Below are 25378 nucleotides of genomic sequence, written 5' to 3' on the forward strand. Positions count from 1 at the left end.
GCGAAAGAGCGCCTCCCGGATCCGTGCGAGGTCGCGCGTGTGGCAGCCCGCACAGGGCGCTGGAATTCCCTCACCCGGCGGGCTAAGGAGAGCCGCCCTGAAAATCTCCCGCGCCGCCCGCGCCCCTGGAGATCATCAGTTCTTTTGAATGTAGCTCCCATCACAAATGCTGGGAGCGAGTGCTTCTTGGAGCGGTGGCTTTACACGATTGGAGCGAGGCGCTAGCAAGTTGCGGTTTGCAGGGTTTGGCTTTTCAGGGTAGTGTCGCATGTCCCGGATTGCGGAAGTCGACGGCCATGGGCCGGTCCCCCTGAGCAAATGGCTTTGGCGCTCTTACATCAAGGCTGCCCTCGTTCCGCTGCTGCTGATCGAATTCGGCTTCGTCGGCGTTTACCTGATAACCAGCCAGGTGGTCTACGACCGCAGCGCCTCTGCGATCACCCGCATTTCCACCACCACGCTGCGGGACGACTCGATCCGTGAGGCCGATATCATCGGCCACCGCCTTCAAAGCATCAGCGCGGTCACGCAGATCTTCGGCGAAGAAACCGGCCGCGCCCTTTCGGCGCCCGCAGATGCGACCGAAGCCGAAAAGGCCCGTCACGCCTATTCTCCGGACGGCGTCTTCTACACCACGAAGGACACCGGAGGCTCCGCGGTCTTCTATTCCGGCCACGTCCCGATCGGCGAGGCAGAGCGCGAGAAGGTCTGGCGTACGGTCAGACTCGATCCGCTGATGAAATCCATCAAGGACAGCGATCCGCTGATCGCGCAACTCTACCTCAATACCTGGGATTCCTACAATCGGATCTATCCGTATTTCGACGTGCTGGATATCTACGCACCGAAGATGGATATCCCGAGCTACAACTTCTATTACGAGGCCGATCAGGCACATAATCCTTCCGGAAAGCCGGTCTGGACCGATGCCTACGTGGATCCGGCGGGTGAGGGCTGGATGGTTTCCTCCATCGCGCCGGTTTACGGACCGGACAGGCTGGAGGCGGTGGTGGGGATCGACGTCACCATCAAGACCATCGTCGAGCAGGTGCTCAACATCAAGCTGCCGGGCGACGGCTTCGCGATCCTGATCGGGCGCGACGGCACGATCCTGGCGCTTCCGGCCGTGGGCGAGACCTATCTGGGCATCACCGAGCTGATGGGCCACAGCTATGCCGAAGCCGTGCTGCAGGACACGTTCAAGCCCGCGGAGTTCAACATCTTCCGCCGTCCGGACCTGTCCGCAATCGCGCTACAGATGCAGAACGATCCCTCCGGCGTGACCCGCGTCAACATCCGCGAGCCGATGATTGCCGCCTGGGCCACCATCGCGGGACCGAACTGGCGGCTCCTGCTCCTGACGAGCGAGAAGAGCCTGCTGACCGAGGCGACCAACCTGCGCAGCCAACTCGGGTTCGTCAGCAAGATCATGGTCGCGATCCTCGTGGTCTTCTACGCCGGGTTCTTCGCCTATCTCTGGAGACGCTCGGTCGCGATGAGCGCCCGGGTCGCCCGGCCGCTCGGCGATCTCGAAGAGCGGATGGTGCTCATCAGCGAGGGCAACACGCTGCCCCCCTCGGCGCCGTTCGAGATCCAGGAACTCCAGACGGTGGGCGAGCATCTGGCAACGATGGGGGACAAGCTCGACGCCGCCAACCGCGCCAAGTCGAACTTCCTGTCCGCGATGAGCCACGAACTGCGCACGCCGCTGACGGCGATCATCGGCTATGCGGAACTGCTCGAAGCCTCCGAGGGGCGGAAGATCGAGGGCGACAGGATCCAGCAGGTGCGGGCCATTTCCAGCTCGGGCTGGAACCTCGTGAAGCTCGTGGATGCCGTGCTGGAGCTGAGCAGGCTGGAGCACAAGGACCTGCGGCTGGCCACCAGTTCCATGGACCTCATGCCGCTGGTGCGCGAGGCCTGCGACCGCGCGAGACAACAGGCCGAGCGGATGAAGGTCACGCTGCGGATCGGCAAGCCGGACGAGCCGCTGCCCTCGGTCGTCGGCGATCCCGACATGCTCGGGCGCATCATCGACCAGCTGCTCTCCAACGCCATCAAATACAACGTGCCCGGCGGACGGGTCGATGTGGAATTCGACCTCTCCTCGCCCAGTTCGGTCGACCTGCGGATCGTCGACACCGGCGTCGGCATCGAGCCGGACCGTCAGGCCGATGTGTTCAAGGCGTTCCAGCGGCTCGGGCACGAGAACAGCGCGATCAGCGGCGCGGGCATCGGCATGACCATCGCGCAGCGGCTCGCCGAGGTGACCGGCTGCGATCTCAGCTTCGAGAGCGAGCCGGGCAAGGGCACGACCTTCCTGCTGCGCATTCCCCGGACCCGGCAGGGCCGCGCGCAAGGGTAGGTTCGGCGCGACGGCGGGGCCGCCCGTTGCCGCCGCGATCGGCGCGAGGGCTTTCCGCCCCCAAGACCCGCGGCAGGTCCGGGCCACCCGGCGCGCCGCGCGACCGGCTGGTACATCATGACGCACGGCGGCACGGACGGCACGATTCCTGCAAAGCATGGTGGAGCACCACGAGAAAGGAACCCGGATGTCCTGCACTCCCTGCCGCCTCGCCCGCCGTGGCCTTCTCAACGGCCTTCCCCTCTTCGTGCTCTTCTGGCAGCTCGGGCTGAACGAAACCCGCGGCGAGCCGCAACTGGGCCTTGCCTTGCTCGCGATGGGCGGCTGCCTCGTGATCCTCTCGCTCATGCTGCGCGCCGCACGCTCGACGCATCGCAGAGGCTGAGCGCTTCGATCCTCTCGGCCCGCCGCCGGGCGCGCACCGAATCCCGGAGTGCCGGCAGAACCCGGATGAGGCCGGATCGCATGGTCTGGGCTCTGGCTGGCACGACGCGTCATCACGTTCTCCGCCGGAAAACGGGCGGCGCAGTCCGCTGACGGTCCGCACGCGCCAACTGGCACATGGCGTGGCCAAGAGGCGCGATGCGCCGGTGGGCCTCTGGCCCTGCCATTGCGAATTGCTTCCTATGTCCAACGCACACGCCTGACTAACCGGCGGCTGACACGGCTTCCGGCGCCGGCAGGCGGCCCGCCACCGAGACGCGGTCGGTCCGCCGGAAGGACTGCCCGAGAGACCTAGTTGACTTGTCGGGAATTCCGCGTGCAGTAAGGGGCCGAAGCGAGCCAGCGTCCGCGCAACCCGCATCTGCTCTCCGGAGCACAGGTGCAAGCGAGCCACCCCAGACCCTCCAGCGCGGTGGACGCCATGACCCAACTCGCCCTCCCGGACCATCCGGGTCCCTTCTCCTTTTTGGATTCGACGGCCGCGCGCCGCCCGAAACGTCTCGCCTTCCTGCTGGCCTGCACGACGCTGGCGACATCCGGACCGGCACTTGCCCAGCAGGAGGACGTCCGGCTTTCGCCCATCGTGGTCGAGGGGCTGGCCGATGACGACGCGGAGAACATCGGCGCGACCTCCGAATCGACAGGCAGCAAGATGGCCACGCCGGTGCTCGACACCGCGGGCTCCGTCTCTGTCGTCACGCAGAAGGAGATCGAGACCCGCAAGGCGCAGAACCTCGAACAGGTCCTGTCCTACAGCGCGGGCATCCTCGTCAACGAATGGGGCGGAGACGACCGCTACGACTATTTCCGCATCCGCGGCTTCGGTCAGGATACGCTGCTGACCTTCCGCGACGGCATCCCCGTCCGCGGGTTCGGCTGGACCTTCGGCCGGCTGGAACCCTACGGACTGGAACGCGTGGAGGTGCTGAAGGGCTCGAACTCCGCGCTCTTCGGCCTCAGCGCGCCGGGCGGCGTCATCAACGCGGTGACCAAGGTGCCGAAGGCCGAGGCGTTCGGCGAGGCCTATGTGACCTTCGGCGAGGATCACGCCGAGACCGGCACGGACTTCGGCGGGGCGCTGGATGCCGATGGCAGGCTGAGCTACCGCATCACCGCCAAGGCGCAGGAGGCCGACGGCTTCTACGATCATTCGCAGGACGACCGCCGCTACCTCGGCCTCGCCCTCACCTGGGCGCCGACGGATGCCACCTCGCTCACGCTGCTCGCGGACTACAACGAGCGCGACGGCTGGCCGGGCACCGGCTTCCCGGAGGGGCTCGCAGAGGAACTGGGATACGAGACCTTCCTGGGCGAGCCGGACTTCAATGCCTTCGACACGCGGGAGAGAAGCCTCGGCTACCTCTTCTCGCACGACTTCGGCAACGGCCTCACCTTCCGCCAGAACGCCCGCTACGGCGTGCTCGATCTCGACTACGAGCAGGTCTACGGTGCCTCGCCCGACCCGACGGTAAGCCGCAGCTCGTTCGACGTGGAATCGACCCTGAAGCAGTTCGCCGTCGACAGCCAACTCCAGTACGACACGAGCTTGGGAGCCACCGGGAGCCGCACGCTTCTCGGCTACGAATACGGCCGCATCGAGGTGGACGAGCTGGTGCAGTTCGGCACGGCCGACCCGATCGACATCCTCGACATCACCTATTGCGGCCGAAGCTGCGTCGATCTCTTCCCCTACATCGACTGGGTGCCGGAGCAGACAACCAGCGCGATCTACCTCCAGCAGGAACTGACCTTCGCCGACCGCTGGATCCTGACGCTGGGCGGGCGGCAGGACTGGACGACGGTGGAGATCGACTATGGCGCGGGGGACTACCGCGGGCCGGCTGAAATCGAGCGCGACTTCGACACCTTCACCAAGCGCGCGGGTCTGACCTACAGGATCACGCCTGACCTGTCCGTCTATGCGAACTACTCGGAAAGCTTCGAGCCCGATTCTTGGGCCCCCGCGAACGAGCCCAAGGAAGGCACCCAGTACGAGGCCGGGATCAAGTATCGGCCACAGGGCATGAACGCACTGTTCTCGGCGGCGGTCTTCGATCTCACCCAGACCAATGTTGCGGTCGCGGTAAGCCCGACACAGACCCGGCAGATCGGCAAGGTCGGCGTCCGCGGTCTCGAGCTGGAGGCGAAAGGCGCGATCACGGAGAGCGCGAACCTGACCTTTGCCTATTCCTACTGGGATGCGAGCATCGAAGAGGACGGCACGGCGGACACGGTCGGAAACCGGCCACCCCGCGTCCCGCAGTCGGTGGCCTCGCTCTGGGCGGATTACACCTTCGCCGCGAACGAGGCGCACAACGACCTGACCCTGGGCGCCGGCATCCGCTACGTCGGATCGACCTATGGCGACGACGGCAACAGCGTCGAGATCCCGAGCTACACCGTTGTCGATGCGATGGTGAACTACGACCTCACCCCCAACGTCGCGCTGCAGGCAAACGTGACCAACCTGTTCGACAGGAACTACCTCGTGACCAACTACTACGGCACCGAGTATTTCGGCGATGGCCGGACCGTTTCGGCGACCGTCAGATACAGCTGGTGAACGGCACGGGATCGCAAGAGACGATGTGCGCGACGGACCGTCACGACATGGCTCGGCCGGAGGATGCGGGCGGATGCCAAGGCAGCCGGCAGGGCCTCGGCACTGGCCTCACCCGGCGGGCCCTTCTGGCTTCGGCCGGCGCGCTGGTCGCCGCTCGGCCGCTTGGGGCAGCGGCGGCCGACCTCAGCTTCCGCCACGTCTGGGGCGAGTTCACGCTTCCCGCCCCGGCGCGGCGCGTCGTGTCGCTTGGTGCCAGCACGCAGGACCCTCTTCTGGCGCTCGGCGTCGTGCCGGTGGCAATCCGGAGCTGGTTCGGCGACTTTCCCTACGGCGTCTGGCCCTGGGCGCAGCAGCATCTCGGTGACGCGACGCCTGTGCTTCTCGGGGGAGAGGTCTCGGCAGAACGGATCGCGAGCCTCGAGCCGGATCTGATCGTGGGGATCGGCTCGGGCCTCTCGCAGGAAGAGCATGCGATCCTGTCGCGTGTCGCACCCGTCCTGATGCAGGATGCCGGCGTCTCGACCTGGGGCATGGCCTGGGACAGCGTCGCCCGTCGTATCGGACGCGCCGTCGGTCGCGAGGCCGAGGCCGCGCGGCTGGTCGAGGGGGTGACGGGCGAGTTTGCGGGCTTCCGCGCCCGCCATCCCTCGTGGGTTGGCAGGACCGCGGTCGCTGCCTGGCAGGACTCCGGCCAGACCGGCGCCTTCACCGGCGAGGACACGCGCAGCCGCTTCCTGTCCGATCTCGGCTTCCGTCCACCCGAGGCGCTGCTTGCGCTGCCCGCGCTCGACGGCTTCTACACCACGCTTTCCTCCGAGGACTTCGATCCGATCGACGCGGACCTGCTGGTCTGGATTTCGGACCTCGGGCGCGCCGCCGACATTGCACGGCTCCCGATGCGCCGGACCATGCGTGCCTGGCACGAGGGGCGAGAGATCTTCTCGGATTTCCTCACCACCGGGGCGATGTCGTTCGGCACCGTCCTGTCGCTGCCCTTCGCGCTGCACAGGATGGAGCCAGAGATGATCCTGGCTCTCGATGGCGATCCCGCGACGACCGTGCCCTCGGCCGTCGAGGCGGGGCTTGCGCCATGACGGCCGTGCTGCGGGTCGTTCCGCTGCTCGCCGCGGCAGCGCTGCTGTCCATCCTCGTCGGCGTCCGGCAGGTCGGGCCAAGCGACCTCTGGGCGATCCTGACGGCCTACGATTCAACCGACGCCGATCACGTGGCGGTCGCCATGGTCCGCCTGCCGCGCGTTCTGGCGGCCATCGTCGCCGGCAGCGCGCTCGGCGTGGCGGGGTCGATCCTGCAGGCGATCACGCGCAACCCGCTGGCCGAACCCGGTCTTCTCGGCGTGAACGCCGGCGCGGCCTTCGCGCTGCTCGCCGGGACGCTCGTCTTCGGGGGCATCGACCAGACCCTGGCGGCAGCCCTCACCTTTCCGGGTGCGGCCATTGCCTCGGCCGCGGTCTTCGCACTGGCCGGAGGCTTCGGAGGAGCCTCGGGTCCGATCCGGCTCACGCTCGCCGGGGCGGCCCTGAACGCGCTTCTGCTGTCGCTCGTGACGGCGGTCGTGATGATCCGGCAGGACACGCTCGAGGTGATGCGCTTCTGGGTCGCGGGTTCGCTCGCGCAATCGGCCACGCGGCCGCTTCTGGCGATGAGCCTCGCCGCCGGCACCGGGTTCGTCCTGGCGCTGATCCTTGCGCCCCGGATCGAGGCGCTGTCACTGGGCGAGGCGCTGGCGCGGGGATTGGGCGCGCATCCGGGCTGGACCCAGGCCGGCGCGCTGGTGGCCGTAACCCTCGCCACGGGCGCGGCCGTGGGCATCGCCGGTCCCATCGCCTTCCTCGGACTGATGGTTCCACCGCTGGCACGACGCCTCGCGGGTCACCGCTTCCGGGCCGAACTCTGGCTCGCCGCGATCCTCGGAGCTTCGCTGATGCTCGTCGCGGATACCCTCGGCAGGCTCGTGCTGGCGCCGTCCGAGGTGCGGGTGGGCATCATGACGGCGGTCATCGGCGGGCCTGCCTTCGTCTGGATCGCGCGCAGCCTCCGGCCCGGAGACGCTCCATGAGTGGCCCTGCGCAGATGCGGGGAGTGGCGCTCGCGCTGCTCGTGCCGGCCGCGGCGCTGGTGGCACTGGCATGGGGACAGGTCGGGATCGGCCCGCGCCTCCTCTGGGAGGGCCTGACGACCGGCGACGGTCCGGGGGCTCTGACGCTCTCGACCTTCCGAGGGCCTCGAGTCGCGATCGCCATCGCGGCGGGCGCCCTGCTGGGTGCGTCGGGAGCGCTGCTGCAGAGCCTCTTCCGAAACCCGCTCGCCTCGCCCGACATCATCGGCTTCACTCAAGGGGCGGGCCTGGCCGTGATCGCGGCCACCGCCTTCGGGCTCGGCGGCCCCATGCCGCTGATCGCGGCAGCCGGAGGCCTGGCCGCAGCGGCCCTCGTCGGGCTGGCCAGCTGGCGCCCCGGCCATGTCACCCCGCCCCTCACCATGGTGCTGGTGGGGCTCGGCGCAGCCTTCCTGTGCTCGGCTCTCTCCACCTTCCTCATGACGTTGATGCCGAGCGCCGCCGCCGCCGAGGCGCAACGTTGGATCACGGGCTCGCTCGCCGGCAGCGACTGGACGCAGGCGGCACGGATCTGGCCCGCGGGTCTCCTGCTTCTTGCGCTGGCGCTTGCCGCCTGTCGGCCGCTGGCAGCACTGCAGCTGGGCGAGGACCTGGCAGTCGGGCTCGGCACGAACCTCGGGCCGGCCCGGTGGAGCATCGTCGTGGCAGCGGTGGCGCTTGCCGCAGCAGCCGTCGCGGTTGCCGGTCCGGTGCCCTTCGTGGCCCTGATGGCGCCGCCCCTCGGCATCCGCTTCACCGGCGCACGACGCCTTCCGGGGCAGCTTCTGTCAGCGGCGGCGGCTGGAGCGATCGTGCTGACGCTCGCCGATGCCTCGGCGCGCTCGCTGCTGCCGGGGATCGAACTGCCGGCCGGCGTGATGACCGGGATCCTCGGCGCGCCTTACCTCATGTGGCGTCTCGCGCGGGAAACGAAGAAGGGGAGCCTCTGATGCTGGCCGCAAGATCTCTTTCCGTGGGCTATGGCACACGGCGGGTGATCGAGGATCTCGACCTCGAATTGCCCGGCGGGCGGATGGTCTCGATCCTCGGCCCCAATGGCTGCGGAAAATCGACCCTGCTCCGGGCGCTGGGGCGGCTGCTGCCGCCCGCGCGCGGGACGGTCGCGCTCGACGGGCAGGACCTGCGTCGCTACGGCGCGCGCGCTCTCGCGCGGCGGCTCGCGATCCTGCCGCAGTCTCCGCTTGCCCCCGAGGGCATCCTCGTGGGCGATCTCGTCCGGCGAGGCCGCCTGCCCTGGCGCGGGGTGCTGAGCCCCTGGAGGGCGGCGGATCAGGCCGCCTGCGAGGCGGCCCTTCAGGCGGTTCGGCTTGACGATCTGGCCGATCGGCCGCTCGACGAGCTTTCGGGCGGGCAGCGGCAGCGCGCCTGGATCGCGCTGGTGCTGGCACAATCCACGCCGCTTCTGCTGCTCGACGAACCGACGACCTTCCTCGACCTCGTCCACCAGATCGAGGTGCTGAGCCTGCTCCGCCACCGCAATCTCGAGACCGGCCTGACGGTGGTGAGCGTTCTGCACGACCTGAACCTCGCCGGGAGGTTCTCGGATCTCGTGGTGCTGCTTGGCCCCCGAGGCATCGTCGCCATCGGGCCGCCGAGGGAGGTGCTGACCGCGCCGAACCTCCGCGCTGCCTTCGCGCTCGAGGCCGATATCCATCGCGATCCACGGACCGGCACGCCGCTGGTGATCCCGCATTGAGGAGCCATCCGATGTCCTTCCCCAAGTCCACAGCCGGGCAATATGAGGGCACCCTGCCCGAGAACCTGCTCGACCATATCGTCGACCATGTGGCCGATTACGGCGTCCCGCTGGAGCGGGACGGCCATCAACTTCGCATCTCCCACGCCCGGGCCGAAATCAGGATCGAGGCGCTGGACGGGGTGCTGCGCATCGGGATCGGCGCGGCGGGCGCCGTGGATCTTTACCACGCGCGCGAAAGCACGATGTTCCTCCTCGACCATGTCTGCCCCGAAGCGGGCGCCGGCATCGCCTGGAGCGGCGAGGCATGGACCGCGCATCCGCCAAGCTTCCACCTCGCCACCCTCCACTCCCGAGAGCGGGTCGGAGCAAGCTTCCTCCGGCTGACGATGGCCTGTCCGGGCGTGGAGGCGCTCTCGACCGGGGGGATGCACTTCTCGCTGCTGCTGCCGCCCGAGGGGCGGCCGCCGGTCTGGCCGAGCCTCGACGGCCGCGGCCGCACCTGCTGGCCCGAGGGCGACGACGCGCTCCACCGTGCGGCCTATACCTTCGTGAGCCTCGACGCGAAGGCGGGGAGCTTCTCGTTCGACCTCTTCCTGCACGAAGGCAGCCGCGCAAGCGCTTGGGCCGAGGCCGCACCCATCGGCGCGACGGCAGGCATCATGGGCCCGGGCGGAGGCGACCTTCCCGAGGCCGCTCACGTCCTTCTGGCCGGTGACGAGACCGCTCTGCCCGCGATCCGGCGCATCCTCGAACTTTCCTCGCCGGACCGGCGCGGGAGGGTGCTGATCGAGACCGGCGACGCTGCCGACCGGTGCCCGCTCGCCCTGCCCGCGGGTATGGACCTGACATGGCTGAGCCGACGGGCGGGCGAGACGCTGCTGGACGCGCTGCGTTCCCTCGACTTCGACAACCGGGAGCCGCCGCCCTACCTCTGGATCGCGGCCGAGCAGGCGACCGTGCGCGCGGCGCGCGCCCACTTCGGGCGCGATCCGCGGGTGAAGGGGATGCGGCCCTACTTCTCGGCCTACTGGCGCCGGAACCCTTCCGCCACGGATCCCCGGCCCGCCTGATATCCTGCAGCAAGCCGAGCGGTTAGCGCATCCCTCTGCAACCTCCCGCGGTACGGTGTGCTTTGAGAGCCGAGGCGGCGATGTTAGCATCCGCAGGCCGGCGGTCCGGGCCCTCGACCCCGGCGGAGACGGGGCCGATGCGGACCCGTATTCCGGGGGGTGGGCTCACTGGTCAGGGAGTGCGAGTGTCATGCCGACCATCCATTTTGCCAGCAACAGGAATGTCCTTCACGAAACGTCGTCCTCCGGCCATGTGCTGGGCGAGCGGTTCAACGCGGGCGGGCCACAGATCTTCCGGGTCGGCGCCGCCGAGGTGTCCTTCGCCGGGGGTGATCCGAAGGACGACGACAACTGGACGGTCGGTGCAACCAAGCTCTATGCCGAGAACCTCGACAGCCGCCGGACGGACGGGCTGAAGCTCGGCTCGGCCCGGCTCTTCGAGGAACTGCGGGCGGCCCTGAAGGACGAGGACCGCGACGTCATCATCTACCTGCACGGCTTCGCCAACACCTTCGAGGAATCCGTCCGCCGGGCGGCCTCGCTCGAGCATCTCTATTCTTCTGCCGGGCAGCAGGTGACAGTCGTGCTGTTCTCCTGGCCCTCGAACGGCCGGGTGCAGCCCGCCTGGGATTATTTCTCGGACCGCGAGGATGCCGAGGCCTCGGGTCTGGCCATGGGCCGGGCGCTGATGCGGCTCGTCGACTTCCTCACCAAACTCCGCGAGGAGGACCACAGGGTCGTGCTCGCCGCCCGCAGGGACGGCGCGGTACCCCGGAAGGACGCGCTTCGCCAGTGCACGCGACGCCTGCACATCCTTGCGCATTCGATGGGCAACTGGGCGCTCCGTCACGCCTTGAGGAAGTTCTCGGAGCTGAACGGCGGTCGGATCGCCCGCGTGGTGGACTGCGTCTTCCTGATGGCGGCGGATGAGGACAACGATGCCCTGCAGGTGCCGCTGAAGCTGCAGGCGCTGGACGAACTCGCCAACCGGATCTTCGTCTACCATTCGGCCAATGACGTGGCGCTGACCATCTCGGACCGGACGAAGGGGATGCCCGACAGGCTGGGCTCGGACGGGCCGCAGAACCTCGACAAGGTGGGCGAGCGCGTCTTCGCCATCGACTGCAGGAAGGTAAGCGAGACCGCACCATTCCACGGCCGCCACCAGTATTTCCGCCTGCGCGACGAGGTGATCCGCGACGTGCAGGAGACGCTGGAGGACCGCCCCCAGGATGGGCGGCCCGGTCGCGACGTCCTCCGGCCGGGGCGAAGCTGGCGTCTGGTGCCCGTGACGGGCTGAGCCGGCCTAGGCGGTCGCGTTGGACGCCAGCACCGTCGGCCGCATGCGGACGACGGGCTCGGCGCGCTCGACATGGGCCGCCATCTCGTTCAGTTGCTGCAGGCGCCGCTCGTGCTCGGGCGTGGCCGTCAGGCCGAGCGTGTCGATGACCCGCTTCCAGCGGTGCGCCCAATCGTGGCGGCGCAGGGACTGGGCGATGTTCGTCCGCCGCGCCCGTTCCACGCGCTCCGGATCCGCCTCGAGCTCAGCCAGCACCTCGCCAACGTCGCGGTCGAGCGGGATCAGAGCGTCGGGCCAGTCGAAGGCCTGACGATACTCGGGACAGTCCGGCGCGCTGCCGAGCACGAGGGCGCCGCCGGCAGCCCCTTCGAAGTAGCGCGTCGAGAGTGCCCGATCGCCGCCGGCAAGCTCGCGCACGGCGGAAGGGTCGCCGGGATCCCAGGCCAGGAAGCAGTGGCTGTGGCGGATCAGGTCGGCGTTGTAGCGCCGCACCGGCGCCCAGCCGTCGCGCATCTCCTGCCCTTTCCACACGTCGTAGACATAGACCAGATCGCGCTCGGCCGCGAGGTCGAGAAGCCGCTCGTGCACGGTGGCGTCCCGCCGCCCGATCACGGTCACGTCGATCCCGCGCTTCGGCAGATGCGGGAAGGGCGCCGTCAGCATCGTGTCGGTCGCGGTCGAAAGCTGGGTGATCGGCGCACTGGTGTAGCGCGCCAACGCCTCCATGCTGGAACCGTTCAGCACGAAGACGTGGTCGAACCGGTCGAGCAGCCGCAGCTTGTCCTTCCAGCGTTCGAAGGTCGAGGACCAGCTTTCGAGCAGGAAGATCGCCGCGATCCCCGAGCGGTCGCGCCACTGGCGGATCTGGTCGAGTTCCTCTATCTCGTAGACGAACTGGCATGTGTAGAGGGTGAGATCGTAGTCCTCCTCAAGCGTCGTGGGTTCCATCCGCGGAATGTAGTGGCCCCGCATCGTCCGGTATTTCAGCGCCATCCGGTCCCCCAGCGGCAGCTTCACCGGCCCTGCCCCCGGCCTGTAGAGCCGATCGCACGGCGCCACGACCCGCGCCCCTTCCAGCCGCGTGACGACGTCGGCCCATTCCCAGAGCACGCCGCTCCAGGGCCGGGCATCCATGTTGTGCGTAGAAACAAGAAGCGTTCTGCGAATGCTCATGCAGACTGTCCCCAAACGATTTTGTGCATGGCCACCCGGAAGGCAGGCCCGCGAATGGCAATCAAAAAAAGGTCCCTGCAAGGATGCCTATCTGGCGCCTCCTTGCAAGCATCGAATGCCGGATGGGAGAGAATAGAACGCTCCCCAAAGGTCTCCAGTCCTGTCGCTCGCCGTCCGGGCGAGTGTCTGCCCGCGTGGAAGACGTTTGCTCCCGGCCTGTGCACCGCAGCATCGAATCGAGCGATGGCTGACGGCGGTGTGCCCTCGCCGCAAACCGGCTCGGGCTCTGCGGTCGGCGCGGCGTCGCGGATCGCGGCGTCGCGGATCAGGGTTCGAGACCCAGCCGGGCACGGAACCGCGCCATCTCCCGCGGCGCGGGTCGCTTCCCGGTGTAGATCTCGACATAGTTCGGGATGCGCGAGAGCCGCGTCTCCAGTGGTTCGTCGGACCGCATCGAGATGTAGCCGATCTGCACCAGATAGACGGTGCGCGCCCGCACATCCGCATCCTGCGCATCGTGCCCCCATCTGCCGAGCATCGCGGCGAGCGCATCAAGCCGCTCGGCATCGGCAGCGCCAACGGCCGCGGCCATCGCCGCATCCTGAAGGCCCCAGCTGCGCGCGGCAAACTCGAACCGCGCGTCGAACCGGCCGGACAGGAAGCTGGCCAGCAGGTTCAGCATCGCCTCGGGTCCGCTCTCGGCATATTCACGACAGGCCGAGACCAGCGGCACTGTCGTCGCCTCCACCCACCGAGCGCGCAGAGCGTCCAGAACGTCGGCGCGGTCCTTGAAAAACCAGTAGAAGCTGGTCCGCGAGAGCTTCAGGCGCGCGGCGAGCGTCATGATCTTGACCGAGTCCACCCCGCCGTCGATCAGCGCCTCGTAGGCCGCCTGCAGCCACCCCTCGCGCGAGCCGCGCCAACCCGTATCGCCTGCGAGATCATCCATTCCCCATTGGTAGGCCAGCCCCGGCAGGTGCACAAGAGATTGTTCATCCGTGACCTTCTGCCGTTCACTGCCGAACCTATACTTGACACATATGAACATTTCAGGCGTTGATGCTCCATCAGCCACGGAGTCCCCGATGTCGAACGACCCGCTCCTCCAGCCCTACCAGCTCAAGCACCTCACGCTGCGCAACCGGATCCTCATCACGAGCCACGAGCCTGCCTACCCCGAGGACGGCATGCCGAAGGAGCGGTACCGCGCCTATCATGTCGAGCGGGCGAAGGCGGGCGTCGCCCTGACGATGACGGCCGGTTCGGCGAGCGTGGCCCGCGACAGCCCCCCGGTCTTCAACAACATCCTCGCCTGGAAGGACGAGGTGGTCGGCTGGATGAAGCAGCTCGCCGACGAATGCCACGATCACGGTGCCGCCGTGATGATCCAGTTGACCCATCTCGGCCGCAGGACCCGCTGGGACAAGGGCGACTGGCTGCCCGTGGTGGCGCCGAGCCATGAGCGCGAGGCCTCCCACCGCGCCTTCCCGAAGCGGATCGAGGACTGGGACATCGACCGGATCATCCGCGACTTCGCGGATGCGGCCGAGCGCATGAAGGAGGCGGGGCTCGACGGGATCGAGCTCGAAGCCTATGGCCACCTGCTCGAGCAGTTCTGGTCACCGCTGACCAACGATCTCGCGGAACCCTGGGGAGGAAGCCTCGACAACCGGCTTCATTTCACCTTCGAGGTGCTCCGCGCGATCCGCGCCCGCGTGGGCTCGGACTTCATCGTCGGCGTCCGCTACACCGGAGACCAGGACGTCGAGGGCGGCATGGGGAAGGCTGAGGGGCTTGAAGTCTCGCGCAAGCTCAAGGAAAGCGGGCTGGTCGATTTCCTGAACGTCGTGAAGGGCCATATCGACACCGACCCCGGCCTGACCGACCTGATCCCGATCCAGGGGATGCGCAGCGCGCCGCATCTCGACTTCGCCGGCGAGATCCGCGCGGCAACCGACTTTCCTACCTTCCACGCGGCGCGCATCCCCGACGTGGCGACCGCCCGCCACGCCATCGCCAGCGGCAAGCTGGACATGGTCGGCATGACGCGGGCGCATCTCGCCGACCCTCACCTCGTCCGCAAGATCGTCGAAGGCCGCGAGGACGACATCCGCCCCTGCGTCGGCGCAAACTACTGCCTGGACCGGATCTACCAGGGCGGCATGGCGCTCTGCGTGCACAACCCCTCGACCGGGCGCGAGATCGAGCAGCCCCATGCCATCGCGAAGGCCGCGTCGAAAAAGAATGTCACGATCGTCGGCGCGGGGCCTGCCGGCCTTGAGGCGGCACGTGTCGCAGCCGAGCGCGGACATCGGGTGACGGTGTTCGAGGCCGCCTCGGAAGCGGGCGGCCAGGTCCGCCTGACCTCCCTGCAGGAGCGGCGGCGCGAGATGATCTCGATCATCGGATGGCGTATGGCGCAGTGCGAGAAGCTTGGCGTGAAATTCGTTTTCAACACCTTTGCCGACGGCGAGACCGTGCTGGCGACCGATCCGGACGAAGTCCTCGTCGCAACCGGCGGTCTGCCGCATACCGAGATCCTCGCAGAGGGGAACGACCTCGTCTGCTCGGCCTGGGACATCCTTTCGGGGGATGTGAAGCCGGAGGCGAGCGCCTTGGTCTTCGACGATGCCGGCGACCATGCGGGATTGCAGGCCGCCGACATCATCGCGGCGACCGGAGCTGCGGTCGAGATCGTCACGCCCGACCGGAGCTTCGCGCCGGAGGTCATGGCGATGAACCTCGTGCCCTACATGCGCAGCCTTCAGGCGCGCGAGGTGACCTTCACCGTCACCTGGCGCCTGATCGCGGTTGCGCGCGAGGGAAACCGGCTGCGCGCGACGCTGGGAAGCGACTACGGCGGTGCCCGGCGCGAACGGGTGGTCGAGCAGGTCGTGGTGAACCACGGCACGCGCCCGCTCGACGAGCTCTACTTCGAGCTGAAGCCGCTTTCGTCGAACCTGGGCGAGGTGGATTACGAGGCTCTCTCGACGGGAGGCCCGCAGCAGGTCCTGCGCAATCCCGAAGGCCGCTTCCGACTCTTCCGCATCGGTGACGCCGTGGCGGCGCGGAACACCCATGCGGCGATCTACGACGGGCTACGTCTGGCTCGCGAACTCTGACGGAAGGCACGTCGCTGCCGCGCGGCGGGCTGCCAGTGAAGCCCGCCCCCGTCCGCGCGGATCAGCCGAAAAGCCAGAGCCCGAATTCGGCAAGTCCCACGACCGCCGACACGGGCAGGGTGAAGGCGAGCGCGACCCAGAGCGCTCCGATGAAGGTTGGACGAGGGGCCGGGGCATGGATGCCATGAACGGTCCCTCCTCGACTTTTCATGCCCTTGTCCTTTCTCGAGTTGGACCCGTCGCCTCGGCAGCACGCCGGACAGGGACACGTCGTCACCCTGCACAGAATATGAGCGCGATCCCGGCTCTCTGTCGCGCAAGGCTGAATTCCGGACGCCATTTACCACATGTTATCCTTCCATGTGATTAACGGGATCATGATACCGCACTGGACGGAAACCGGAATGCCGCGGCCGCTTCACGAGGCCGGACTGCCGATGCAGCAGCATCCGTCCTATGCGATGGCTTGCCGGGCGCTGGGAAGCGAGAGCCTGTGGCTGGATTGGTGCGACGATGGCCATGTGCTCGGCTGGGCACAGATCCTCTCGCGGAGATGGCCCCTCGTCGGGCGGGTCGCGCTTCTCTCGCGTGGTCCGGTATTTGCGCCGGATCTCGACCGGAAGCGCACCGCAGCGGCTGTCGCGGGCCTCGTTGCGCAAATGTCCCTCGGGCACCGCGCGGTGATCGTCACGCCGGAAAGGACGGACGAGGCGCATTACATGGGCCGTGCGGGGATGGTCCGGATGATGACCGGCGCACATGTCGCGCGTCTGTCCCTGACGCCGGATCTCGCAACCCTCCGCTCCTGCCTCCACCGCACCTGGCGTCACCGCTTGAAGTGTGCGGAGGCGGCCGGTCTGGAGGTGCTGCACGAGAGCCTGCCGGTCGATCCGAGCCACTGGCTTCTGCAGGCGGAGGCCGATCAGGCCCGCAAGCGCGGCTATGCGCGTCTGCCGCCGGCATTTGCCCTCGCCTGGGCGCGGCACGGCCGCACGCTCCTTCTCTCGGCCCGGGACGGGCGGAGACCGGTCGCCGGGATGCTCTTCCTGATCCACGAGCCCTGGGCCAGCTATCACCTTGCCTGGACATCGGAAGCCGGGCGCAAGGCTCATGCGCACAACCTGCTTCTGTGGAGGGGCATCGGGATGCTGAAGGACGCAGGGCTCACCGCGCTCGAATTCGGCACGCTCGATACGGAGCGTCTGGAAGGGATCGCCCGCTTCAAGCTCTGCACGGGCGCGCAGCCGGTGGCGCTGGGGGCGACGTGGATGCGCGCGACCGGAACGCCGTTGCTCGCGCGGGCATCGCGGGCGCTTGGAGTGTCCTGAGGCGCTGCGGCCTGCGGTCCCGCATGGTGTCCCGCTGCAGGCCACTGCGGCATCGCGGGCAGCGGCTCGCTCCTCGCACACGAGGAAGAGCGGGAGGGCACGCGGTGCACGCCACATGGCATGGCCTTGTCTGACGACTGTGGTCGGAATGGCGCCGCTGCTCCGTCAGACGTGCAGGAACCGCTCCCGGACGCGCGGCTCGGCGGCAAGATCCGCGCTCGTGCCCTGCCAGACGAGGCGGCCGCGCTCGATAACCACATGACGGTCGACGAGCCGCGACAGCGCGCCGATGTTCTTGTCGATCACGAGGATCGCAATCCCTTCGGCCCGGAGCCTTCCCAGACAGCCCCAGATCTCGGCCCGGATCAGCGGCGCGAGGCCTTCTGTCGCCTCGTCGAGCACGAGAAGCCGCGGGTTCGTCATCAGAGCGCGCCCGATGGCCAGCATCTGCTGCTCTCCTCCGGAGAGCTCGTTGCCGCCGTGCCTGCGCCGCTCGGCCAGCCGCGGGAAGAGGTCGTAGACGCGGCCGAGATCCCAGATCCCGCCACCACGGGCGGTGGCGATCAGGTTCTCCTCGACGCTGAGCGTGGGAAAGATCTGCCGCCCCTCTGGCACGAGGCCGAGGCCCGCCCTCGCCATCGCGAACGGCGGTGCGCCGGTCATGTCCTGCCCCGCGATCTCGATCCGGCCCGCGGTGGGACAAAGGAGGCCGAAGATCGTCCGCACCGTCGTGGTCTTGCCCATCCCGTTGCGGCCGAGCAGCGCCACCGCCTCGCCCACAGCGATGCCGAGGTCGATCCCCGCCAGCACCTGCGAGCCGCCGTAGCCCGCGAAGATCCCCTGGAGGCGGAGGAACATCAGCCCGCCTCCCCGTCGCCGAGATAGGCCGCGCGCACCTCGGGATCCGCCCGGATCTCATCGGGGCGGCCGGTCGCGATCATCCGGCCGTAGACGAGCACGCTGATCCGGTCGGCCAGCGTGAAGACGGCCTCCATGTCGTGTTCGATCAGCACGATCGAAAGGCGCCCCTTGAGCCCCGCGATCAGGTCGAGCAGCGCCGCGCTCTCGCGGTGACCGGTGCCGGCCAGCGGTTCGTCGAGCAGCAGCACCTTCGGCTCCATGGCGAGCGCGATGGCGATCTCGAGCTGGCGCTTCTCGCCATGCGAGAGCGTGCCCGCCTGCCGCCCCTCGGCCCCTGCGAGACCTGCCGCGGCGAGCGCCGATGCCGCGGCCTCGTTCAGCGCCCGCTCGGAGGCGGCCGGACGCAGGAAGCGAAAGCTTGATCCGGAGCGCGCCTGAACCGCAAGGGCCACGTTTTCGAGCGCGGTGAAGCCCGCGAGGATCGAGGTGATCTGGAAGGACCGCGCAAGACCCCGCCGCGCGCGCGCGGCCATGGAGAGCCCGGTGATGTCCTCGCTCCCGAGCAGGATGCGCCCCGCATCGGGCGCGAGGCTGCCCGAGAGCTGGTGGATGAGCGTGGTCTTGCCCGCGCCGTTCGGCCCAATGATGGCGTGGATCTCGCCGGGCGCCAGGTCGAAGCCGATGGCGTCGCTCACCTTCAGCGCGCCGAAGCTCCTGGTGAGACCCTGAACCGAGAGCGCGGGCGTCATCCGCGCCCCCTGCCCCGCAAGGCACCGAGAAGCCCGCCGCGGGTGAAGAGCACGGCCAGCACCACGGCCGCGCCGAAGGGCAGCCGCCAGTGGGTCGTCATGCGCGCAAGGACCTCTTCGGAGAGGATGAAGGCCAGCGCCCCCAGCACGGGGCCCGTGAGGGTTCCCATGCCCCCGAGCACCACCATGGCGATCATCTCTCCTGACCGCGCCCAGCCCATGTAGGAGGGCGAGACGAAGGAGGCGTGGTTGGCCAGCAGCACCCCCGCCAGTGCCGCGATCATGCCCGAGAGCGCATAGGCCGTCAGGCGGTAGCCGAAGGGCGAGAAGCCGATGGCCTGCATCCGGATCTCGTTCTCGCGCGTGCCCGCCAGCACCCGCCCGAAGCGCGATCGCGTAACGACCCGCAGCCCGAGCCAGAGGAGACCCAGAGCCGCGAGCGTCGTGTAGAAGAAGCGCCAGGGCCCGCCGAGAAGCTCGGCCCCGAAGAGCGTCGAGCGCGCGGCGAGCGTCATGCCGTCATCGCCGCCATAGGCCGAGAGCGAGCTCATCAGGAAGAAGGCCATCTGCCCGAAGGCGAGCGTGATCATGATGAAATGCACCCCCCGCGTCCGAAGCGAGATCGCCCCGGTGATCAGCGCGAAGAGAGCCGCCGCCACCAGCGCCACCGGCACCTGCCATTCCAGCCCGGTCACGCCGTTCGCGGCGAGGATGCCGGCGGCATAGGCCCCGATCCCCAGATAGGCCGCATGACCGAAGGAGACCATCGCGCCGAAGCCGAGGATCAGGTCGAGCGACAGAGCCGCGATGGCGAAGATCAGCGCGCGGGTGAGCACGACCGTCAGGAACGGCTCTCCCAGCGCTGCGAAGAGCGCGGGCATCGGCAGAAGCAGGAGGAAAAGCCCGCCCATGACCCGGTCGGACAGGGCAAGCCTCATGTCCGCACCGGGAAGAGGCCCGCAGGCCGGAAGGCGAGGATCGCCGCCATCAGGATATAGATCAGCATCGGCGCCAGCGTCCGGCCCGCCTGGCTCGCCGCATCGGGCTCCATCAGGCTGCGCAGGAGGATCGGCCCGAAGGTCCGGCCGAGCGTGTCCACGAGCCCCACGAGCAGCGATGCCACGAAGGCCCCGCGGATCGACCCGATGCCGCCGATCACGATGACCACGAAGGTCAGGATGAGCACCGTGTCACCCATGTCGGGCTCGGCCGAGACGACGGGAACCATCATCGCGCCGGCAAAACCCGCAAGCATCGCGCCCGCGCCGAAGACCAGGAGGAACAGGCGGTTGATGTCGGTGCCGAGCGCCGAGACCATCTCGCGGTTCGAGGCGCCGGCGCGGAGCAGCATCCCCACGCGCGTCCGATGGATCGCCCACCAGAGCCCGACCGCCACCGCAAGCCCCGCCGCGAGGATCGCGAGCCGGTAGACCGGATAGCGCAGGTTGCCCCAGACCGGGATCGAACCCGAAAGCGCCTCGGGCATCTCGACCGAGATCGGCGCCGACCCCCAGAGAAGCCGCACGCCCTCGTTCAGCATGAGCATGAGCCCGAAGGTCACCAGCACCTGATCGAGGTGGCTCCGGTCGTAAAGCCGTCGGATCACCAGCCGTTCGAGGAGAAGTCCGAAACCGAGCGCAAGCGGGACCGCGCAGACGAGCCCGAGGAGGAAACTGCCCGTCAGCCCCGTAAAGGCCGCCGCCAGATAGGCGCCGACCATGTATTGCGAGCCATGCGCGAGGTTGATGACATCCATCACCCCGAAGACCAGCGTCAGCCCTGCCGCGACAAGGAACAGCAGGATGCCGAACTGAAGCCCGTTCAGGCCCTGCAGGATCAGGAGGTTGGTCATTGCGGGGCCTGACTTGTGGGGGCATTCGCCCCCGGTCTCACTTCATCGGGCATTCGGCCGCGTAGGCATCGACGGGTTTTTCGAGCACTTTCTCGACGATCTGGGTCTGGAACTTCCCGTCAGGACGTTCGGCCACCTGCGTGACGTAGAAGTCCTGCAGCGGGAAGTGGTTGGCGCCGAAGGCGAAGTCGCCGCGCACGCTCTCGAATTCGGCGGCCTTCAGCGCTGCGCGCAGCGCGTCCTTGTCCGACAGATCGCCGCCCACCGCCTTGACGGCTGCGTCGAGCAGGTAGGCCGCGTCATAGGCATGGGCCGCATAGGAGGCCGGCACCCGGTCGTATTTCGCCTCAAAGGCTGCGACGAAGGCCCGGTTCTTCCCGGTGTCGAGATCGGGCGCCCAGTCGCCACCGGAGTAGAAGCCGACCGCATCCTTCTTCTGCGCGGGCAGCGTCACCTCGTCCACGGTGAAGGTCGAGTAGAAGGGGATCGATTCCAGCCCCGCCTGCCGATACTGGCGCACGAAGTTCACGCCCAGCCCGCCCGGCATGAAGGCATAGACCGCCTCCGGAGCGGCCGCTGCGATCTGCGCAAGCTCGGCCGAATAGTCCATCTGGTCCAGCGGCACGTATAGCTCCTCGGCCACCTCGCCCGAATAGGTGCGCTTGAAGCCGGTGAGATGGTCCTTGCCCGCCTGGTAGTTCGGCGCGATCAGGAAGACGCGCCCGGCCTTGCCGCTGACATAGGTGCCCACCACCTCGTCGGGTTGGTCGTTCTGGTAGGAGACGGCGAAGAAATTCGGGTTGCAGCCCGCCCCCGCCAGCGCCGAGGGGCCCGGATTGGGCGAGAGGACGAAGACGCCCGCCTCGGTCAGCGGCCCGGTGATCGCCATCTGCACGTTCGAATACATCGCGCCCACGACGACATCGACACCATGGGAGTCCACCAGTTCGCGCGCCCGATTCACGGCCACGTCGGGCTTCAGCTCGTCGTCCACCACCACGACCTCGGCCTCGAGGCCGCCGAGCTTGCCGCCGAGTTCCTCGAGCGCCAGAAGGAAGCCGTCGCGCCCCTGCTCGCCCAGAACCGCGGCCGAGCCCGAGAGCGTCACCATGACGCCCACCTTTATGCCCTCGGCCAGCGCCGGCGCCGCCGCGAGCGCCAGCCCCGCCGACAGGGCCGAAATCCTGGTGATCCGCTTCATTCCGTTTCTCCCTCGTTGGAACGGCCGCTTCTGGCGCCGCTCCGCGACGCAGGCCTTCCGCTTTTTCTGGGCGATCGGAACCCTTCGCGCAACATGGAAACGGAGAGGGCGACGGATCGCCCGGCCACAGAACGACCGGGACGCCCGAACAGATGGCAGGTGAGGCGGTTCACCCTCGGCAAAAGCTCTTCGGATGGAGGCACCGCCTGGAAACCCACATCGCCCTTTTCGTGCTCTTCGGCGCGATCACCCTGCTGACGGCCTGGCTACCCGTCATCCTCAAGGATGCTCCGCTCACGCTGCCGATCATCTGCATCGCCATTGGCGCGCTGATCGGCATGTCTCCCGCCCGCGACATCCTTCAGCGCAACCCGCTGGAGAACCTCAAGCTGACCGAGCGCCTGACGGAACTCGTCGTCATCGTGGCGCTGATGGGCGCCGGGCTGAAGCTGGACCGGCCCATCGGCTTGCGGAGCTGGATCCTGACGTGGAGGCTGCTTGGCATCGCCATGCCGCTGACCATCGCATCGGTCGCCTTCCTCGGGTGGCAGGTGCTTGGGCTTGCGCCTGCCGCGGCGCTCCTGCTCGGTGCCGTGCTGGCACCGACCGATCCGGTCCTGGCCAGCAACGTCCAGGTCGGCGCGCCGCGCGAGGGCGTCGAGGATGACGTCCGCTTCGCGCTTACCTCGGAAGCGGGCCTGAACGACGGCCTGGCCTTTCCCTTCGTCTATCTCGCCATCGCGCTGGCGGCGGGCGGCGGGCTCGCGGCGGAAGTCCGGGACTGGCTCCTGATCGACGTGGCCTGGCGCCTGCTTGCCGGGCTCGTCGTCGGCGGTGTGACCGGGGCGATGCTCGGCTATGTGACCTTCCGTCTGCCGGTTCAGGCCTCGCTTGCCGCGAGCCGGGACGGCTTCGTCGCGATCGGCGCCACCTTCCTCAGCTACGGGCTTGCCGAAAGTGTCGAGGGGTACGGCTTCATCGCGGTCTTCGTCGCGGCGCTCGTTCTTCGTGCGGTCGAGCGCGAGCACGAGTATCTGACGGAGCTGCATTCCTTCACCGAACAGATCGAGCGCCTGCTGATGATGGTGCTGCTGGTCTGCTTCGGCGCGGCCGTCGCCGAGGGTTCGGTCTTCGCGGCCATTGACGGCCGTGTCGTGACGGCGGCGCTCCTGATCCTCTTCGTGGCAAGGCCGGTCTGCGCCGGGCTGAGCCTCGTGGGCCACCGCTGTCCGTGGCGCGAGAAGATGGCCATCGCCTTCTTCGGCATACGCGGGTTGGGATCGTTCTACTATCTGGCCTACGCTATGGGAGCCGCAGAATTCGGTCAGGCAGGGTATCTCTGGATGACCGTCTGCCTCGTGGTGATCCTGTCCATCGTCATGCACGGCGTTCTGGTGACGCCCGTGATGCGGAGGCTCGACGACGTCCGGCAGCCGGGCGACCAGTAACGTCGAGGCCCTTCCGGAGCGAACCCGGACGCGCATCTGTAATCCCCTCGGCGCCTGACAGTTGCGCCCGGGCGAGCGCAATCAGGCTGTCAGGATCCGCCGGCCCGATCTCGCGTGTGAAGCGGCCAAGGCAGGGCTGGCCGACCAGGGAGGTGGGATCGTGCGACTCGATCGTGCCGGGCGGAAAGCGCCGGGCGTCGAGCAGCGGACCTGTGCCGCGGGGGGCACCGGTGAGCCAGAGCCAGTCACCACTGGCGCCGACCGTTTCCGCGGCCTCCGCCAGCGCGGCGGGGGTGTCGCGCTCTCCGTCGGTCGACACGGTGACGATCATCGCGGCCCGCCCGACACCCACGCCGAGGTCCGCACCCCCCTCGCCAAGGATCGCGCTGGAAATGTCACAGAGGCGCGCCGGTGTCATCGGCATCTTCGCAAAGGACGCGACGATCGTTCGCATCGTCGGGCCTCGACCGATGCGCGTCGAAGCTGCCGGCGCCCCGCTGCAGCGCGCCCGAAAGATCGGGAATCGCGCGAGCTTCGTATGCATTGGCTCAGCATGAGGCCATGACCCTCGGAGGAGTGCCCATGACCCGCCTTCAGGCTCGACCAAATCCCGCGACCGAACGGGCCGGCTGACTGGCTGAGGCCCGACCGCCAGACAGTTCAGACAACGGCCCGGGAACCAAGCGCCGGCTGGGCGAGAAGACCCGAGAGTTGCGCAAGCCCTTCCTCAAGCACGTCGCGATCGGGAGCTATGCCGAGCGAGATCCGCACGGCTTCGGCCGGTAGGGGCGAGACGGCAAAAGCAGAGGCCGGGACGATGGCGAGACCCGCGCGCTCGGCGTGGTCGGCGAACTCCGCCGCACGCCAGCGCTTGGGCAGGCGCAGCCAGAGATGGTGCCCTTCGGGATCGGCGGCAAAATCAAGCCCCACGAAGATCGACGCTGCCAGGTTCTGGCGCTCGCGATTTTCGGTGCGGATCGCAACGGCGAGGTCGTCCAGCGTCCCGTCGGTGATCCAGCGGGTGGCGAGGGCCGCCAGAAGCGGGGGAGCCATCAGCACGCTCGACCGCAGCACCGTCGCCAGCCGAACTGCCGCAATGGGGGTGGGAGCCAGGACGTAGGCCACGCGCAGCGCCGGGGTGGCGCATTTCGACAGGGTAGCGATGTGCCAAGTCAGCTCCGGCTCAAGCTCGGCCAGCGCAGGCAGGTGTTCGGTGCGAAGCGGCGCGTACGGGTCGTCTTCGATCAGCATGACGCCGTAGCGGCGGGCCACGGACGCGACCTCCCTGCGACGGTCGGCAGGCAATGTCGCTGTCGTCGGGTTGTCGATCGAGGGGATGAGGTAGAGCAGCTTCGGCGCCCGCTCGCGGCAAACCGCCTCGAACGCCTCGGGGAGGATTCCCCGCTCGTCCATCGCCACCGGCGCCAGGTCAAGTCCCTGCTGCGCCGCGACCGCCTTCAGGCCCGGATAGGTCACCGCGCCGGCCGCTACGAGATCGCCGGGCCCGAGCAGCAGCGCGCAGATGGCGAAGAGCGCGGCCTGAGCGCCGCTGGTCACCACGATCCTGTCGGCGGCGGCACCGGCCACGCGCCCGGCCAGCCAGGAGGCGGCGGCGGCGCGATCCGCCGGCGCGCCGGTGCTTTCCTGATAGTGCATGGCGAGAGTGCCGCGCGGGCTCGTCAGGATGGCCGCGATGCCCTGAGGCAGGATCCGCCTCAGATCGGGCTCGGCGGGTTGCGGCGGAATGTTCATGCTGAGATCGAGAGGGGTGCCGCCGCCCTCGTCGCCGGCGGGCTCGTCGCGCACGAAGGTTCCGCGGCCGACCTGTGCCGAGACGAGCCCGCGGCGCTGCGCCTCGTTGAGGGCTCTGGTCACCGTGGTCAGGTCAACGCCCAAGGCCTCGGCGATGGCGCGCTGGGGCGGAAGCCTCTCGCCGGGCGTGACCCGTCCGGCCCGGATGTCGGCCTCGAGCGCATCGACGATGCCCAGGTATTTCAGTCGCGCCGTGTCGACGAGATGCGGCCGCCACATGTGCCTCTCCTGTTGTGGGGTGATTGACCCTACGC

At 68.4% G+C, this 25378-nt stretch carries 22 protein-coding genes; 12 read left to right on the forward strand and 10 right to left on the reverse strand.

Annotated elements, in window-relative coordinates; translation table 11 throughout:
* Nucleotides 1–268 precede the first annotated feature (268 nt).
* From ACTVZP_RS12810 to ACTVZP_RS12850, 9 genes are all read left to right on the forward strand, one after another.
* Nucleotides 269–2365 (forward strand): sensor histidine kinase, encoded by a 2097-nt coding sequence (locus ACTVZP_RS12810; RefSeq protein WP_443212536.1) that lies wholly within the window; start codon nucleotides 269–271, stop codon nucleotides 2363–2365.
* A 187-nt stretch (nucleotides 2366–2552) separates the two neighbouring features.
* Nucleotides 2553–2750, forward strand: a complete 198-nt coding sequence (locus ACTVZP_RS12815; RefSeq protein WP_443212537.1) for a hypothetical protein — start codon at nucleotides 2553–2555, stop codon at nucleotides 2748–2750.
* A 480-nt stretch (nucleotides 2751–3230) separates the two neighbouring features.
* Nucleotides 3231–5372: a TonB-dependent siderophore receptor gene (locus tag ACTVZP_RS12820; RefSeq protein ID WP_443212538.1), complete on the forward strand. Its 2142-nt coding sequence runs from the start codon at nucleotides 3231–3233 to the stop codon at nucleotides 5370–5372.
* 47 nt (nucleotides 5373–5419) lie between these two features.
* On the forward strand, nucleotides 5420–6466 hold the full coding sequence (locus ACTVZP_RS12825; protein WP_443212539.1) for an ABC transporter substrate-binding protein: 1047 nt from the start codon (nucleotides 5420–5422) through the stop codon (nucleotides 6464–6466).
* The gene (locus ACTVZP_RS12830) at nucleotides 6463–7449 is read left to right on the forward strand and encodes a FecCD family ABC transporter permease (RefSeq protein ID WP_443212540.1); all 987 of its coding nucleotides are present in this window, start codon (nucleotides 6463–6465) and stop codon (nucleotides 7447–7449) included. The genes ACTVZP_RS12825 and ACTVZP_RS12830 overlap by 4 nt, the downstream gene beginning before the upstream one ends.
* A complete protein-coding gene (locus tag ACTVZP_RS12835; RefSeq protein ID WP_443212541.1) occupies nucleotides 7446–8438 on the forward strand; it encodes a FecCD family ABC transporter permease in 993 nt (330 codons plus the stop codon). The genes ACTVZP_RS12830 and ACTVZP_RS12835 overlap by 4 nt, the downstream gene beginning before the upstream one ends.
* The gene (locus tag ACTVZP_RS12840; RefSeq protein ID WP_443212542.1) at nucleotides 8438–9205 is read left to right on the forward strand and encodes an ABC transporter ATP-binding protein; all 768 of its coding nucleotides are present in this window, start codon (nucleotides 8438–8440) and stop codon (nucleotides 9203–9205) included. Before ACTVZP_RS12835 ends, ACTVZP_RS12840 begins: the two co-directional genes overlap by 1 nt.
* 11 nt (nucleotides 9206–9216) lie before the next feature.
* A complete protein-coding gene (locus tag ACTVZP_RS12845) occupies nucleotides 9217–10278 on the forward strand; it encodes a siderophore-interacting protein (protein WP_443212543.1) in 1062 nt (353 codons plus the stop codon).
* Between the two features lie 190 nt (nucleotides 10279–10468).
* Nucleotides 10469–11578, forward strand: a complete 1110-nt coding sequence (locus tag ACTVZP_RS12850) for an alpha/beta hydrolase (RefSeq protein ID WP_443212545.1) — start codon at nucleotides 10469–10471, stop codon at nucleotides 11576–11578.
* Nucleotides 11579–11584: 6 nt separating this feature from the next.
* Here the strand turns inward: ACTVZP_RS12850 and ACTVZP_RS12855 are convergent, their stop codons facing one another.
* On the reverse strand, nucleotides 11585–12751 hold the full coding sequence (locus ACTVZP_RS12855) for a glycosyltransferase family protein (RefSeq protein ID WP_443212546.1): 1167 nt from the start codon (nucleotides 12749–12751) through the stop codon (nucleotides 11585–11587).
* 325 nt (nucleotides 12752–13076) lie between these two features.
* A complete protein-coding gene (locus ACTVZP_RS12860) occupies nucleotides 13077–13700 on the reverse strand; it encodes a TetR/AcrR family transcriptional regulator (protein ID WP_443212547.1) in 624 nt (207 codons plus the stop codon).
* A 136-nt stretch (nucleotides 13701–13836) separates the two neighbouring features.
* On the opposite strand from ACTVZP_RS12860, the gene hpbA reads away from it, so the two are divergent.
* A complete protein-coding gene (hpbA, locus tag ACTVZP_RS12865) occupies nucleotides 13837–15873 on the forward strand; it encodes an N-methyl-L-proline N-demethylase HpbA (protein ID WP_443212548.1) in 2037 nt (678 codons plus the stop codon).
* Between the two features lie 61 nt (nucleotides 15874–15934).
* Here hpbA and ACTVZP_RS12870 read toward each other — a convergent pair whose 3' ends face one another.
* Nucleotides 15935–16084 carry a hypothetical protein gene (locus ACTVZP_RS12870; protein WP_443212549.1) on the reverse strand — a complete coding sequence of 50 codons (150 nt, stop codon included), beginning with the start codon at nucleotides 16082–16084 and terminating at the stop codon, nucleotides 15935–15937.
* A 193-nt stretch (nucleotides 16085–16277) separates the two neighbouring features.
* On the opposite strand from ACTVZP_RS12870, the gene ACTVZP_RS12875 reads away from it, so the two are divergent.
* Complete coding sequence (locus ACTVZP_RS12875) at nucleotides 16278–17201, forward strand: GNAT family N-acetyltransferase (protein WP_443212550.1); 924 nt, start codon at nucleotides 16278–16280, stop codon at nucleotides 17199–17201.
* 165 nt (nucleotides 17202–17366) lie between these two features.
* On the opposite strand, the gene ACTVZP_RS12880 is transcribed toward ACTVZP_RS12875, so the two are convergent.
* Genes ACTVZP_RS12880 through ACTVZP_RS12900 form a run of 5 tightly spaced genes read right to left on the reverse strand, consistent with a single transcriptional unit; the run spans nucleotide 17367 to nucleotide 21864 of the window.
* Nucleotides 17367–18059: an ABC transporter ATP-binding protein gene (locus ACTVZP_RS12880; protein WP_443212551.1), complete on the reverse strand. Its 693-nt coding sequence runs from the start codon at nucleotides 18057–18059 to the stop codon at nucleotides 17367–17369.
* Nucleotides 18059–18811, reverse strand: a complete 753-nt coding sequence (locus tag ACTVZP_RS12885; RefSeq protein ID WP_443212552.1) for an ABC transporter ATP-binding protein — start codon at nucleotides 18809–18811, stop codon at nucleotides 18059–18061. Before ACTVZP_RS12885 ends, ACTVZP_RS12880 begins: the two co-directional genes overlap by 1 nt.
* Nucleotides 18808–19749, reverse strand: a complete 942-nt coding sequence (locus ACTVZP_RS12890) for a branched-chain amino acid ABC transporter permease (protein ID WP_443212553.1) — start codon at nucleotides 19747–19749, stop codon at nucleotides 18808–18810. The genes ACTVZP_RS12885 and ACTVZP_RS12890 overlap by 4 nt, the downstream gene beginning before the upstream one ends.
* Complete coding sequence (locus tag ACTVZP_RS12895) at nucleotides 19746–20663, reverse strand: branched-chain amino acid ABC transporter permease (RefSeq protein ID WP_443212554.1); 918 nt, start codon at nucleotides 20661–20663, stop codon at nucleotides 19746–19748. Before ACTVZP_RS12895 ends, ACTVZP_RS12890 begins: the two co-directional genes overlap by 4 nt.
* A 37-nt stretch (nucleotides 20664–20700) precedes the next feature.
* A complete protein-coding gene (locus ACTVZP_RS12900; RefSeq protein WP_443212555.1) occupies nucleotides 20701–21864 on the reverse strand; it encodes an ABC transporter substrate-binding protein in 1164 nt (387 codons plus the stop codon).
* A 152-nt stretch (nucleotides 21865–22016) separates the two neighbouring features.
* Here ACTVZP_RS12900 and ACTVZP_RS12905 point away from each other — a divergent pair, with 152 nt between their 5' ends.
* Complete coding sequence (locus ACTVZP_RS12905) at nucleotides 22017–23312, forward strand: cation:proton antiporter (protein WP_443212556.1); 1296 nt, start codon at nucleotides 22017–22019, stop codon at nucleotides 23310–23312.
* On the opposite strand, the gene ACTVZP_RS12910 is transcribed toward ACTVZP_RS12905, so the two are convergent.
* Both ACTVZP_RS12910 and ACTVZP_RS12915 read right to left on the reverse strand, forming a co-directional pair.
* Nucleotides 23242–23766: a hypothetical protein gene (locus tag ACTVZP_RS12910; protein ID WP_443212557.1), complete on the reverse strand. Its 525-nt coding sequence runs from the start codon at nucleotides 23764–23766 to the stop codon at nucleotides 23242–23244. The genes ACTVZP_RS12905 and ACTVZP_RS12910 overlap by 71 nt on opposite strands.
* Nucleotides 23767–23972: 206 nt before the next feature.
* Complete coding sequence (locus ACTVZP_RS12915; RefSeq protein WP_443212558.1) at nucleotides 23973–25343, reverse strand: aminotransferase-like domain-containing protein; 1371 nt, start codon at nucleotides 25341–25343, stop codon at nucleotides 23973–23975.
* Nucleotides 25344–25378: the final 35 nt, after the last annotated feature.

Origin of the sequence: Rhodobacter sp. NSM (assembly GCF_052244495.1) — a bacterium.
Lineage (GTDB): Bacteria > Pseudomonadota > Alphaproteobacteria > Rhodobacterales > Rhodobacteraceae > Cereibacter_A.